Source organism: Butyrivibrio sp. AE3004 (genome assembly GCF_000703165.1).
Classification (GTDB): Bacteria; Bacillota; Clostridia; order Lachnospirales; family Lachnospiraceae; genus Butyrivibrio.
Window position 1 is genome coordinate 3,484,812 of the sequence record NZ_JNLQ01000002.1, and the last position, 14,097, is coordinate 3,498,908.

Sequence of the window (14,097 nt, forward strand, 5' to 3'; positions counted from 1 at the left end):
TAAGCATATTAAAAGACCTTCCAGGAAATATTGGGAAGGTCTTATAATCTTGCTGCAATTCCAAGCTTTGCATGCATTATCTTTTTATTTTCATACATTCGTTTGTCGGCGAGAAGGTAAACGCTGTGGGAGTCTTTCTGTGGAACCTCAGTGCTGAAAGCATATCCTGAAGCTACACTTCTTCTAAAGCCGGGATAAAGAATATTTTTGACTTCCAGGGCATCCTTAAGCCTTGTAAGGATGTTATCAACCTCTTCGAAATATGGCTCTTTTAATATAGCAACAAATTCATCTCCGCCAATTCTGGCGATAAATCCCTTATCCTCAAAGCACTGTTTTAGAACAGATGAAAATTCAAGAAGATATTTATCACCTGCGGCATGGCCGGATTTATCATTAATTTCCTTAAGGCCGTTTAAATCCAGGCTTATTATACAGTAATCATCAGAGCCGGAATCAAGATCTGCCATATACTTATCGTATCTGGATCTGTTCGGAAGATCTGTAAGACCGTCTGCATAAGCAAGGTGAGTGAGGGATGCATATTCTTTTCGCATGGCAAAGGACTCTGAAATATAGATAAAGTAGTTTATCAGGTTTGCAAACACGAAAATAAGGCCGCCCATTGGTATAAGTCTTACAGTTACGAGAGATGCGGGGACTATATGTAAAATCTCCAATGTGAAAGCAATAAAATTAATTATGTATGAGAACGAAAAAAATACCAGACCTATAAGCTGTATGATCTCAGATGGCAGCAGCTTTTTCTGTTTTATATCCTTAATTATTATAACAATAAGGAAAACGGAACACATAAGAGAGATACACTGGAAATAGCGAAGAGTCTGATTCATGCGTGCTATGCCTGTAAAATGAAGCAAAATCAGAAAAATGCAAATAATGGAACTCGTGCTTGCAATGACAAGGAAAATCCAGTCTTTGTAGTGCTCCTCAATACAGCCTATTATCAGGTATGTCAGAGGGACCATTATGTAGAGTGACAAATATTCGATTTCGGTTGCCTTGCCATAGGTGTTGATAAAGAAATCTATTAACCTAAAGTAGCTAAGCATCCATATTCCAAGAAAAATAAACAGTATGGATGAAAACAACTGAGAAAGGATGCTTGGCAATGTTTTGTAAAAACTGAGAGTGATGATCAAAAAGGCTATACCGAAAATAATGAGGAATATTGAGGTTGCAAGAGGAAACATATTCTTGAAAATAAAGGCTCTTACAACATCATGATATTCTCCGTAGGTCGGAGAGTTAAAGTAGCTGTATGCACTGTCTTCTGAGATATACAGATAAATATCAAGCTGTGTATCTTTATCTTTTAAAGGGATGGTCACAACATTGTAAGTGCATCCGATAAAACGATCTTCATTTAAATAATCGGTATACTTGGAAAGAAACAATTCTTTATCAATATATACCTCGACAGCGGAGTATCTTGAGAGAAACATGAGTGTCGGAAATGTGTAGTCTGAGCTTTGGGGCAGAGTATTTGAAAGCTTTACAACTTCCCCTTTTTTTATGGAAGAGAAAAGCTTGCCTATTGATTCAGAGGACATATTTTCATATGTTTTCTCATTATGCTCCACGGTCCAGCCATTATCCAAAGTCTTCACAGACTGCGTATACTTGGGAAGAAATAAAAAATGGCATATTGAAATTAGGACAATAAAAGTAAGTAGTGCGATTATAAGGAAATTTATGCGTTTATACATGATCTGCTTCACCTCCCTTCGGTTCGGAAGTAGTGCTCATGATATCATTTACAAAACGATCAAGTTTTGCAGCGTGGTGGGCTTCTTTTTCCTTATACATACGATTATCAGCGAGAACAAATACGCTGTTGGCATCGTTTTCATTGGCTTCATTACTGTAGGCAAAGCCGCATGAGGCAGAAAGATTTATGGTTTTTTCGCTCTTGTTAAAGATTTCCATACGTGATTTTAAGTCATATATCATGTCCTCGCAGACGTGTGGCCTTGGCTGCTCGATAGCAACGAGGAATTCATCGCCTCCGGTTCTTCCTATCAGCTGTGCACCTACAAAGGCCTGCTTCATAATGTCGGCAAAGGACTTGATCATTCGATCGCCTTCCTGATGGCCAAGACTGTCATTTACTGTTTTTAAGTTGTCAAGGTCAAGACTGATGATGGCAAATCTTCCATGAACCGCAGCCATATACTGCATGCATTTTGCTCTGTTCATAAGTCCTGTGAGAGAATCGGTATAGGCAAGACCTTCAAGATGTTCTTTCATATAAACAGCATTAATATGCTCTATTCCGTGATAGAAATAGAATACAAAAAGTGTGAGCACGAAGCATAGAGCGCCTATTGTCATAAAATTAATATCTACATAAGCTTCTCCGCCGCCAAAAAAGAATTTAAGGATATTGTATTTTATTATATCCACTACGGAACACAGGATGAAGATGGCAAGTCCTATAACCAGGATACTGTCTGATGTCATACCCGTGTATTCAGGAGTGCTTGTTCTTTCCTTATAATGCTTTACCAAATTAAGAACCAGCTGAGGAAGTATTATTACAGCTTCCGTCAGAGCTATTAAGTGCAGAAGAAAAACAAATATATTGATATGAATTATTGAAGTCAGATGCAGGATCAGCGTGATAACAGGGAACAATATGTTTATGGCACTTATTACTTTATTCAGATTAGAATTAAGCTCCGGATGTGATGAAATAAGAAAAGATATGATAGCAAAGGGAACGGAATAAAGTGATACATATTCAAGCACGCAGAAATAAGAGTCAGCATCGGAAATAAAACAGAATATATCGTTAAACGCAAGATTATAGGCACCAAGGACGAAGGAAATCACTGAACTGAATATAAGTGACAGGTCATGGCTGTGATACATATAAAGATATGATGAAAGAGTAAGCAAAAGAAATGCAAATAGAGTAAGGAATCCTCCGATAAAAAAAGGGAGTCTTCTGCTTTGCAAAAAACCATGTTCCAGGTCAAATCGGTTCCCGTATTGTACAGAGGCTAAGCCTGAAAAAGAATCTTCTTCCGTAGCTTCGAGTTTTATTGTAAAAGTCTTTCCTTCCGGATGTTCGATTTTGTTAAGCGGTACAAAATTATAATGTTTTGGAACCATTCGTCCTGCTTCTTTATAATCGTTGCCATAGGTGTAGATGACCTTATCATCCACTGTGACGGTAACAACCGCCAGCATGGATCTGAACATAATGCAGGCAGAGGGCACATAATAAGAAGGAATTTTGTTGCTTAAGACAACGATATCACCCTTGTGGGAGGCACCAAGATTGATGTCGGTTAGTTTTGCATCATCAAGATGTGTCTGGTCATAACTAACAGACCATCCGGTATCAAGGACAGTCTTATAGTAAGTGCTTGGTGTGGTCAAAAAGGAACTGCCGAACAAGACAAGTATTACAGGAACTAATATTATCAGAATAGGCAGCAGCCACACATTTATGTGTAGATAATCACGTAACCGCATAATAGTCTCCTAGCTTTAAGTATAGCAACAAACGGGAGACCATTTTATTAAAAAAGAGTGACGTTTGTGAATTTTATATAATAAAAGACCTTACCGAAAAATTTGGTAAGGTCTCTATAATATCTGATATTAGAATGAACCACTGCTTCCGCCGTGCGAGGTTCCGGACGATCCGGAGTGCGTTGAAGATCCCGAGCTTTCCTTTGGCCTTGCGGTCTTTGTGACAGCTACCCTGAGGAAACGATCACTCCTGTTGGAAAGAGATAGTCCGTCTTGTGAGTAATTGGATGCACCTGTCTCCCGATGTACTGTGTGAAGCTGTCCTATAAAGTAAAACAGTGGAAGGAGGGCAAGGAGGAAACCTGCTACTATACAAATAAACAGTTTACCCGGTGTAAAGGTCTTACTGTCAATTACGTTTTGTTGTCTTTTGGCACATGCGGAAATGAACTTATCAAAGGAACGGTAATAGTACCCTGCTGAAAGATCACTTTTGCAGACATCTATCAGATCCGCCTGAGCGGAATCGGTGAAGACACCGATTGCTGTTCCGGTTGTCGTGATATGCCATTGCCTGGATGTTATATCAATCAGGAATAAAATGCCGTTATTAGTTCCATTGTAGCCGTATCCGTTATAATCGTAGAAATCATCAGCATATGCTGTAACATCTCTGTTACCAAGATCGTTTATGGTAACTATGACAATTGCGGATTCGTACTGATTCTCAACCTCATAAATATGGTCTGCTAGCGACTGTTCTTCCTCATCTGTAAGAAGATCTGCGCTGTCAACGATAGGATAAAGCGATCCGTCTGTACAATAAACAGGATCCACCATGCCGGAACCGTCAGCTTTTACCTGAAAAGAGGATAATACCGGCAAAGACAGTATCATACAGATAAGCAGGCAGGTAAAAATATTAATTTGTTTCTTATTCATAAACTGATCCTTCCGGGTTACATGGAAATAATTATCAGGCAAACTATTACTGCCAGAGCGGTAAAGCCAAGTGCGGACAAAATATAAAGGAAAAATGCTTTAACCTTGTCTACAGGCAGATTACCGACAAATTTTCCGTTTTGACCATTCATGGCAAATAAATAGTTATTGCCATTCCAGCTGGTGTTCAGAAGCCATACCGGATAAAGTGCGTATTGATGTGACAGAGAGCCTATCGTCTGATCCTTGGAAGCAATGTTGACTGTTGAATATCCTGTTACGGTATTTCTGATGTCATTTTCGACAGTATGCTTCATTCTATCAAGAATGTGAGTCTTGGTTTCTTCAGCATTGATGTCGTATCTGTTTGCAAGAAAACCTGCCAGATATCCACTGTTAAACGGAACCGCTTCCTTAAAATCGAAGGGTTCGATGGATTCCATAAGATCATCAGGCATCTCCTTGGATGCATCGTGCGGAACGTGAGAGAAGGATTCACTTCCTGCCCTGTCAACCTCGAAAAAGCTTGTTTCCGTGTAATTGTAGTCACTGTCACTCCAGGTTCTTACTTTTGTGGCATTATATCTGTAGCTTGCATTGATTTTGCCGTCATACAGCCAGTAAGGGATATAAATTCCTCTTATTTTGTCTATATGATTCTGTTCAAAGAAAACCTTGGGTAAAAGAAACTTTCCTTTGACATAGCCGGAGTAGGCATCCATTGCATCCTGTTTGTCTTTCTTAAAGGGAATGACATAATCGGGACGCAGATCACCTGAGAACTTTTCTTTTACGACTACGTTGTTGCTGCAGAAGGGACATGTAAGAGAGCCCTCGTTTTCCGAAGCTACAATTTCGCCCCCGCAGGACTGACAGGAATAAACGACCATACCATCGGTTTCACCGGGCTTCCACTCAGTGCCTTCGGAAAGCCATTCATTGCTGTCTGCCTTTGCATCCTTATCCTGCTCCTCCTGTCTTGGTGCGACATAATCCTGGACTTTTATCTTGGTGTCGCAAAAGGGACAGGAGAGCATCTGATTTTTAGTGTCAAAATTCATTACCCCACCACAGGCGGGGCATTCATATTCGGTTAATCCCATAAACTATATATCCTAAAAATTATGGTCTTGGCTTTCCACAGTTAGAGCAGAATTTGCCGTTGTTTACTGATCCGCAGGAGCATGTCCAGTCACTGCTGGGCCTTGGCTGGCCGCAATTGGAGCAGAAGTTACCATTATTTGCTGTTCCACAGGAGCATGTCCAGCCGCCCTGACTCTGAGGCTGCATCTGAGGAGCGTTCTGAGGAGCTGCCTGAGCCTGCTGACCCATTGCAAACAGATTGCCAGCGTTGGCGCCACCTGCCTGCTGTGCCATATTCATTCCGGCAAATGCCATCATAGGACCTGCAGATGTATTCTTTGCAGCATCCTGCATAGCCTGAGCCTGAGCTCCGACAAGAGTGGCTGCTGCCATGTTGGGATTTGTATATACAGCACTCTTCTGGAGATCCTTGATCATCTTTTCATCTTCTTCGGAAGCATTTACTGAATTAATACCGAAGGTTGAAATTTTTATACCATAGGTGTTACCCCATTTAGCAGATAATACTTCATTGAGAGCATCAGCAATTTCGTTGGTATGTCCGGGGAGAGCACTGTAACGAACGCCTGTCTCGGAAAGCTTTGCAAATGCAGGCTGAAGAGCGGTTAAAAGTTCACTCTTAAGCTGAGATTCGATGTTTTCTCTCTTGTATACTCCCTGGAAATTACCGCAGAGGTTTGTATAGAAAAGAATAGGGTCTACAATCTTGTAGCTGTATTCACCGTGGCATCTGATTGAAATATCAACGTCGAGACCGATGTTTTTGTCGATTACACGGAACGGAACAGGATTAGCGGTACCATACTTGTTACCGATGATATCCTTTGTGTTGATGTAGTAAACACGCTGGTCATTTCCTGTATCTCCGCCAAAGCTTATTCTTTTGCCGATTTTCTTGAAAGTTTCCTTGATGTTTTCGGAAAGACTTCCGTAGAAAAGAGAGGGCTCGGTGCTCACATCATATACGAACTCTCCGGGCTCTGCGCAAATTTCTGTAACCTTGCCCTGATCTACAATGATCATGCACTGTCCGTCAGCAACAGCTAAGATAGAACCGTTTGAGATGATGTTATCGTTACCCTTTGTGTTTGAGCTTCCTTTACCTGTGCGCTTAGAAGCTTTAACAGCAAGTGTGTCAGCAGGCATAGCATCACAGTAGAAATACTCTCTCCAGGAATCAGCAAGAACACTTGAAGCAGCACCAATTCCAGCCTGTAAAATACCCATATAACAATACCCTCCTTTATTTATACATGTTTTTTATTTTTGTTTGTTGTCAGACCATTGCCGGACACTGAAAAAATTATATCACAATTGACTGCTGATTTCTGAAAAAATAATACAAAATGAGCCTATCTTGCGCTTTTTTGCAAATATTGGCTGAGGTTTTTGGCGGATAGGTAAAAATCAGATTACAAGATTTACACCAAATAGCGGAAAAGCAGAAAGGAGCATGTCCAATACGATTTCCGAATTTCTGAAGAAATTAAGAAATCTATAGTATAATCAGTTGAAAAGATAAAAAATTACAAGAGTTGGGGAAGACATTTGATTAAAAAATGTAAATTAAAATATAAGGATATAGAATATGACATTCTTCCGGGAACACTTCTGTCAGAGTTTATGATAAAAGAAGGCTTTAGTGTTTCCATGCCATGTGGAGGGATGGGGACATGCGGAAAATGCCGGGTGAGGTTTAAAAGCGGAACGCCGGGAATATCTGCAGCCGACAGGAGGTTTTTTACGGAAAAAGAGCTGAAGGAAGGCTACAGACTTGCGTGCAGAGCTGTAATAAGTAATGACTGTGAGCTTAGCTATGCAGTTGAGACACTGATTCATCATGAAGAAAATACTAAAGGTAAGGCCGAGGCTTTATCAGACCGGCTGTCAGATGACAAAGCAGGTATTTTAGAGGAACAGGGAAAAGAATACAGCTTAGTAATAGACATTGGAACAACAACAATAGCTGCTGCTCTGCTCTGTGGGGAAATAGTAATTAATGAAGTGACCGTTATGAACAGTCAGGCAGTATTTGGGGCAGATGTTATAAGCCGTATTAAGGCTGCATGTGACGGTAAAGCAGAGCCTCTTAAAGGCTGTGTCATTAATGATATAAAAAGGGCAGCAGAGCAGGTGATAAGCGGTCATTTATTATCGAAGGGGCAATCTGCGGATGATGGCAAAGAGAAATTTATATCTGTAAAGAGAACCATAATTGCAGGCAACACCACGATGCTACATCTTCTTACGGGGGATTCCTGCGAGGGACTGGGAAATGCGCCTTATAAACCGGTAAGACTTGAATATACCGAAGAAAGAATTTCTTCAATACCTGAGGAATTCGGAAAAGTCATCATATTTCCCGGGATTTCGGCATTTGTAGGTGCGGATATAGTTTCGGGAATGTATGCGCTGTCTTTTGATAATATCCCCGAAGGAAAAAAATATATGCTGATAGACCTTGGCACCAATGGGGAGATGGCGGTTGCGGATTCCGAAAAAATAAGTGTTTGCTCCACTGCGGCAGGACCTGTTTTTGAGGGCGGTGGAATAACCTGCGGAATGGCCGGAATCACAGGTGCGATAGAGCATGTCTCAATAACAAATGCAGCTGAGTTTTTTTCAAAAGAAGACAATAAGGATAGTATTAAAGTAGAAACCATAGGAAAAAGAGAGCCCCTTGGTATATGCGGAAGCGGCGTTCTTGAAATTACATCAGAGCTTGTAAGGACAAAGCTTGTTGATGAGACAGGGCTTCTTCGGGATGAGCTTTTTGAATCCGGAATAACGCTGTTTAGAGGCGATGACAGGGAAATCTTTTTTTCACAAAATGATATTCGGAAAGTTCAGCTTGCAAAGGCTGCTATCAGAAGCGGTATAGACACTCTGCTTAAGGCGCACGGTTTAAGAGCGGAGGATATAGACACTGTTTTTTTGGCCGGAGGTTTTTCCGAACATTTAAATGCACATAAAATAAAGTATCTTAACATGCTTCCTGAAGAGTTTTTAAAGGAAGGCGTGACCCTATGCAAAGGAAATACATCACTGAAAGGTGGAATAAGGCTTGCGGGAGAGTATGAGAAAAATGAAGAAACCCGAAAAGCTGACGATCCTGTTAAAAGGCTTAAAGTTATAACTGATAAGGCTGAATATATTCCGCTTGCGGAAACTGATACATTCAGCGAAGCCTTTATTGAAGCTATGAATTTCTGAAAGTTTATAAAAATTTTATATTTGTGTCCTCGATTTCACATGTGCACAATTGATTTATATTTTTGTTATACTTATAATAGAACGATAATATATAGTTAAAATGAGGTAAATATGGATAACAATTATAACAACAATAATGGCCAGGGAGGCGACAACGGCCCCAAGAAGCAAAATATACTTCTTCTTGTGGTGGCAGCGCTTGTGACAGTCCTCTTTATGACATATTTCATGCGAGCAGTAACCTCAACAAGTAATAAAGAAGTTACATATTCCGAATTCATTCAGATGATCGCTGAAAAAAAGGTCGAAAGCGTAGTAATTGAGAATGACAGAATAACTATCATTCCGAAGGTGAGCTCGGACGAGCTCAAATATAATCCTTTCTATGGGTCAACCACTGTAATGAACTATTACACCGGTAAGGCAGAGGATGATTCGACTCTTACCAAAAGACTTCTCGATGCGGGAATTCCGGTAAGCAGCGAGGTGCCTGATTCTTCAAGTGCCATCATTTCCTTTGCGGTTTATTATGTACTTCCCATTCTTCTGATGTGGCTTATACTGTCATTTGTTTTCAGACGTATGTCAAAGGGTGGCGGTCCTCTTGGAATAGGAAAGAATAATGCTAAGGTTTATATGCAGCGTGAAACCGGTGTGACATTTAAGGATGTTGCAGGTGAGGATGAGGCAAAGGAATCTCTGGTTGAGGTCGTTGACTTCCTCCACAATCCCGGAAGATATGTAAAAATCGGTGCAAAGCTTCCTAAAGGTGCACTTCTTGTAGGACCTCCCGGAACAGGTAAGACACTTCTTGCCAAGGCTGTTGCCGGTGAGGCACATGTTCCTTTTTATTCACTTGCAGGTTCAGACTTTATTGAACTTTATGTCGGTGTCGGAGCAAGCCGTGTGCGTGAACTCTTTTCAGAGGCCAGCAAAAACGCTCCCTGCATTATTTTTATCGATGAGATTGATGCCATAGGAAGAAGCCGTGACAATAAGTACGGCGGCGGTAATGAAGAACGTGAGCAGACTCTTAACCAGCTGCTTTCAGAGATGGACGGTTTTGATTCTTCAAAGGGGGTACTTGTTCTTGGTGCGACAAACAGACCTGAAATCCTTGATAAAGCTCTTCTTCGTCCCGGACGTTTCGACAGAAGAATTATAGTTGATAAACCCGATCTTAAGGGTCGTGAAGAAATACTGAAGGTTCACTCCAAAGATGTTAAGATGGATGAGACCGTTGATCTTAAGGCGATTGCACTTGCAACCAGCGGTGCAGTAGGTTCTGATCTTGCAAACATGATAAACGAAGCAGCTATCAATGCTGTTAAGGCTCACAGAGAATATGTATGCCAGCAGGATCTTATGGAAGCGGTTGAGCAGGTTCTTGTCGGAAAAGAAAAGAAAGACAGAATTCTCAGCAAGGAAGAGAGAAAGATTGTTTCTTACCATGAAGTGGGACATGCTCTTATAAGTGCGGTTCAGAAAAACACTGAGCCTGTGCAGAAGATAACAATTGTTCCAAGGACTATGGGTGCACTTGGTTATGTAATGCAGGTTCCCGAGGATGAAAAATACCTTGAGACCAAGGATGAGATCTTAGATGATATCATCGTAGCTCTCGGCGGACGTGCTGCTGAAGAGGTTATTTTCAACACTGTTACAACAGGTGCGGAGAATGATATTGAGAAGGCAACATCCATGGCCAGAAGCATGATCACCATGTTTGGTATGAGCGATAAGTTCGGACTCATGCAGCTTGAATCAATCCAGAACAGATACCTTGACGGAAACAGGGTGCTCAATTGCAGCCCTCAGACAGAATACCTTGTTGATGAGGAAGTAAAGAAATTACTTGCCGATTGTTATGAAAAGGCAAAGCAGATCATCCGTGATCACATTGACACCATGGATAAGATTGCTCAGTTCCTTATCGAAAAAGAAACAATTACAGGTAAGGAATTCATGAAGATTTACCGTGAGGTTGAAAATATTCCGGAGCCTACCGAGGAAGAGATTGAAGCTTCCAAGCACGGAAGAATTTATGCAACCCGTCCCGAGTCAGCAGCTGTTGGTGAAAATGTTCCGATAAAGGAGAATAAGCCAAAGGAGGAAGCTATTACCACTCCTTCAGACGAACCGGCACCTGCACAGAGCACTTCATATGAACAGCAGGATGCTTCTTACGGACAGACAGTACCGCAGCAGGGTTCATATTATGATTATCAGCAGGGTGCTACAGGAAGCATTTTTGAAGCTGAGGTTAATGACAAGGGTGTTCAGAATAACTCTTCAGAAGAAAACCAAAACGATTCTTATGAAGACATAAATGAGGGACAGCCGTCAGGCGGAAGATTTTCACATGTTCCGGATAATTTTGATAAGTAAACAATAAAAGATTCTAAGAAGGGCTGTCGCTATGCGGCAGCCTTTCTGATAATATTTGATATATGGAAGATAAATTTAACGTACAGGAAGAACTAAAAAAATTACCGAATCAGCCCGGTGTTTACATCATGCGTGATGAAAATGACACTATCATGTATGTGGGAAAGGCTGTGAACCTTCACAACCGTGTAAGGTCTTATTTTCGTAAAATAGTGGGAAGAGGACCTCAGATTGATCGTATGGTTCAGCAGATAGCAAGGTTTGAATATATAGTCACCGACTCAGAGCTTGAAGCATTGGTACTGGAGAATAATCTTATAAAAGAGAACAATCCTCGTTACAACACTATGCTTAAGGACGATAAGACCTACCCTTATATCAAGGTGACGGTTTTTGAGGAATATCCACGTATTCTGTTTTCACGCCTTATGAAGAAGGACAAATCCAAGTATTTTGGTCCTTTTACAAGTGCAGCTGCGGTTAAGGACACTATAGAGCTGATCAACAAAATCTATGGCCTAAGGACCTGTAACCGAGTTTTGCCAAGGGATATAGGCGTTGACAGACCGTGCCTTAATTACCACATGAACAGATGCTCTGCGCCTTGTGACGGCAAGATAACCAAAGAAGAATATGCAGAGAGAATTCATGGTGCTTTGGATTTCCTCGAAGGAAATTATGCCCCTATAATAAAGGATTTAACAGATAAGATGGAGGCAGCATCCGAGGAACTCAATTTTGAGAAAGCGGCTACCTACAGGGACCTTCTTTCAAGTGTCAGACAGGTTGCACAGAAGCAGAAGATGACCGATCAGGCTATGGAGGATAAGGATATACTTGCAATTGCATCCGACGAAAATGATGCGGTTGTGCAGGTATTCTTTGTGAGAGACGGAAGGCTTATCGGACGTGAACATTTTTATATGACACATGTATCGGAAAATCCTCAGGAGGAAATACTCCTTAATTTTGTAAAGCAGTTCTATGCCGGAACACCTTTTATCCCAAGAGAGCTCATGCTTCCCGAAGCAATAGAGGATATGGACATAATCGAGAAGTGGCTTACGCAGCGTAAGGGCAGCAGGGTGTACCTTAAGGTTCCGGAGAGAGGACAGAAGGAAAAGCTTATGGAGCTTGCTGCCCAGAACGCTGAGCTTATTTTGAGTAAGGACAAGGAGAGATTAAAGCGCGAAGAGGGAAGAACCATAGGCGCCGTAAAAGAGATAGAAAAGCTCTTAGGACTCCGGGGACTTGTCAGGATGGAGGCCTATGATATTTCAAACATAAGCGGTTTTGCCAATGTAGGATCAATGGTTGTCTATGAAAAGGGGAAGCCAAAGAGAAGCGATTACAGAAAATTCAGGATAAAATCCGTATCGGGGCCTGATGACTATGCCTGCATGAAGGAAGTCCTTACAAGACGTCTGATGCACGGACTTGAAGAAAAGCACGAGCTGGAGGTACGGGAAATAGACGCAAGGTATGGAAGCTTTACAAAATTTCCGGACCTTATCCTGATGGATGGTGGAAGAGGTCAGGTAAATATATGTCTGCAGGTGCTTGAAGAGCTTGGAATAAATATTCCGGTTTGCGGTATGGTAAAGGATGATAATCACAGGACCAGAGGGCTTTATTTCAATAATGAAGAACTCCCAATAGACAGAAGGTCAGAGGGCTTCAAGCTGATAACCAGGATTCAGGACGAAGCCCACAGATTTGCGATTGAATACCACAGATCCCTCAGAGGAAAAGCGCAGGTAAAGAGCTCTCTTGATGAGATTCCCGGAATCGGACCGGCAAGAAGAAAGGCTCTGATGAGGCATTTTAAATCCATAGAGGATATAAGAAATGCAGATATCGAAACCCTGAAACAGGTTCCGGAAATTCCGGAGAATCAGGCTAAGCAAATCTACGAATTCTTTCACTCGTCTGAATTGTAAATGCCCAGTTGTTGTGCTAAACTGTGGTAAGTTAGAGGGAGGTATCGAATGGCAACGGTAAAGCTTAAAACAGTCATTAAAAAAATGGAGCTGGAAAATCTCACACCTGAACTTGATGTTTCCAGAATCCGTATTCATCAGCCTGATATAAACAGACCGGCACTTCAGCTGGCAGGCTATTTTGAACATTTCGAAGCAACAAGACTCCAGGTAATCGGATTCGTTGAGTACACATATATGGAATCCATTCCTGCTGAGGATAAAGAGAGGGTTTACAGAGAGTTTCTTTCTTTTGATATTCCCTGCGTTGTATTTTGCAGAAACCTGATTCCGGATCCTACTTTTGTAAAGATTGCAATCGAAGAGAAGGTTCCGATAATGGTAACCAAGAAACCTACATCATCATTCATGGCGGAGATCATCCGCTGGTTAAATGTTGAGCTTGCACCATGTATTTCAATTCACGGCGTACTGGTCGACGTTTACGGTGTCGGTGTTCTTATCACAGGTGAGAGCGGAATCGGAAAATCAGAAGCAGCGCTGGAGCTGATAAAGAGAGGACACAGACTGGTGTCTGATGATGTTGTTGAGATCAGGAAGGTAAGTGATGTTACACTTATAGGAACTGCACCGGACATTACAAGACACTTTATTGAACTTCGAGGAATCGGTATTGTTGATGTAAAAACACTGTTTGGTGTTTCAAGCGTCAGAGATACACAGACTATAGATCTTGCTATAAAGCTTGAAGAGTGGGACAAGGACAAGGAATACGACAGACTCGGATTAGAGGAAGAGTACACAGAGTATCTTGGAAATAAGATAGTCTGCCACAGAATTCCGATTCGTCCCGGCAGAAATCTTGCTATTATCTGTGAGTCTGCCGCAGTTAACCACAGACAGAAGATGATGGGCTATAATGCAGCTCAGGAGCTTTATAACAGAGTGCAGAATTCGCTGGCTAAGGGCCGCGAGGATGAAGACTGATAAAAATATTTTTTAGATA

9 protein-coding genes are annotated in these 14,097 nt (G+C 41.5%); 4 read left to right on the plus strand and 5 right to left on the minus strand.

The features are described 5' to 3' along the window. Window positions 1–41: 41 nt before the first annotated feature. The 5 genes from BV60_RS0118020 to BV60_RS0118040 form a co-directional block, all read right to left on the minus strand. Complete coding sequence (locus tag BV60_RS0118020; RefSeq protein ID WP_029323977.1) at window positions 42–1,730, minus strand: GGDEF domain-containing protein; 1,689 nt, start codon at window positions 1,728–1,730, stop codon at window positions 42–44. Further along, window positions 1,723–3,504, minus strand: a complete 1,782-nt coding sequence (locus BV60_RS0118025; RefSeq protein WP_029323978.1) for a GGDEF domain-containing protein — start codon at window positions 3,502–3,504, stop codon at window positions 1,723–1,725. Before BV60_RS0118025 ends, BV60_RS0118020 begins: the two co-directional genes overlap by 8 nt. Before the next feature lie 129 nt (window positions 3,505–3,633). Then, window positions 3,634–4,446, minus strand: coding sequence for a TPM domain-containing protein (locus BV60_RS0118030; RefSeq protein WP_051656840.1), 813 nt, complete (start codon window positions 4,444–4,446; stop codon window positions 3,634–3,636). 17 nt (window positions 4,447–4,463) lie between these two features. Beyond that, a complete protein-coding gene (locus tag BV60_RS0118035) occupies window positions 4,464–5,549 on the minus strand; it encodes a hypothetical protein (protein ID WP_029323980.1) in 1,086 nt (361 codons plus the stop codon). 19 nt (window positions 5,550–5,568) lie between these two features. Continuing rightward, window positions 5,569–6,777, minus strand: coding sequence for an SPFH domain-containing protein (locus BV60_RS0118040; RefSeq protein WP_029323981.1), 1,209 nt, complete (start codon window positions 6,775–6,777; stop codon window positions 5,569–5,571). A gap of 321 nt (window positions 6,778–7,098) precedes the next feature. Here BV60_RS0118040 and BV60_RS0118045 point away from each other — a divergent pair, with 321 nt between their 5' ends. From BV60_RS0118045 to hprK, 4 genes are all read left to right on the plus strand, one after another. After that, window positions 7,099–8,763, plus strand: a complete 1,665-nt coding sequence (locus tag BV60_RS0118045; RefSeq protein ID WP_029323982.1) for an ASKHA domain-containing protein — start codon at window positions 7,099–7,101, stop codon at window positions 8,761–8,763. Between the two features lie 111 nt (window positions 8,764–8,874). Further along, window positions 8,875–11,151 (plus strand): ATP-dependent zinc metalloprotease FtsH, encoded by a 2,277-nt coding sequence (ftsH, locus tag BV60_RS0118050; RefSeq protein WP_035777316.1) that lies wholly within the window; start codon window positions 8,875–8,877, stop codon window positions 11,149–11,151. 62 nt (window positions 11,152–11,213) lie between these two features. Further along, entirely contained in the window at window positions 11,214–13,091 is a 1,878-nt protein-coding gene (gene uvrC, locus BV60_RS0118055) for an excinuclease ABC subunit UvrC (protein ID WP_029323984.1), read from the plus strand. 48 nt (window positions 13,092–13,139) lie between these two features. Then, the gene (gene hprK, locus BV60_RS0118060) at window positions 13,140–14,078 is read left to right on the plus strand and encodes an HPr(Ser) kinase/phosphatase (RefSeq protein ID WP_029323985.1); all 939 of its coding nucleotides are present in this window, start codon (window positions 13,140–13,142) and stop codon (window positions 14,076–14,078) included. Window positions 14,079–14,097 lie beyond the last annotated feature (19 nt).

What these genes read in the sequence shown, in the direction of transcription:
- BV60_RS0118020 (WP_029323977.1), bottom strand. Translation starts at nt 1,730, where the DNA reads ATGTATAAACGCATAAATTTCCTTATAATCGCACTACTTACTTTTATT.
- BV60_RS0118025 (WP_029323978.1), bottom strand. Translation starts at nt 3,504, where the DNA reads ATGCGGTTACGTGATTATCTACACATAAATGTGTGGCTGCTGCCTATT.
- BV60_RS0118030 (WP_051656840.1), bottom strand. Translation starts at nt 4,446, where the DNA reads ATGAATAAGAAACAAATTAATATTTTTACCTGCCTGCTTATCTGTATG.
- BV60_RS0118035 (WP_029323980.1), bottom strand. Translation starts at nt 5,549, where the DNA reads ATGGGATTAACCGAATATGAATGCCCCGCCTGTGGTGGGGTAATGAAT.
- BV60_RS0118040 (WP_029323981.1), bottom strand. Translation starts at nt 6,777, where the DNA reads ATGGGTATTTTACAGGCTGGAATTGGTGCTGCTTCAAGTGTTCTTGCT.
- ftsH (WP_035777316.1), top strand. Translation starts at nt 8,875, where the DNA reads ATGGATAACAATTATAACAACAATAATGGCCAGGGAGGCGACAACGGC.
- uvrC (WP_029323984.1), top strand. Translation starts at nt 11,214, where the DNA reads ATGGAAGATAAATTTAACGTACAGGAAGAACTAAAAAAATTACCGAAT.
- hprK (WP_029323985.1), top strand. Translation starts at nt 13,140, where the DNA reads ATGGCAACGGTAAAGCTTAAAACAGTCATTAAAAAAATGGAGCTGGAA.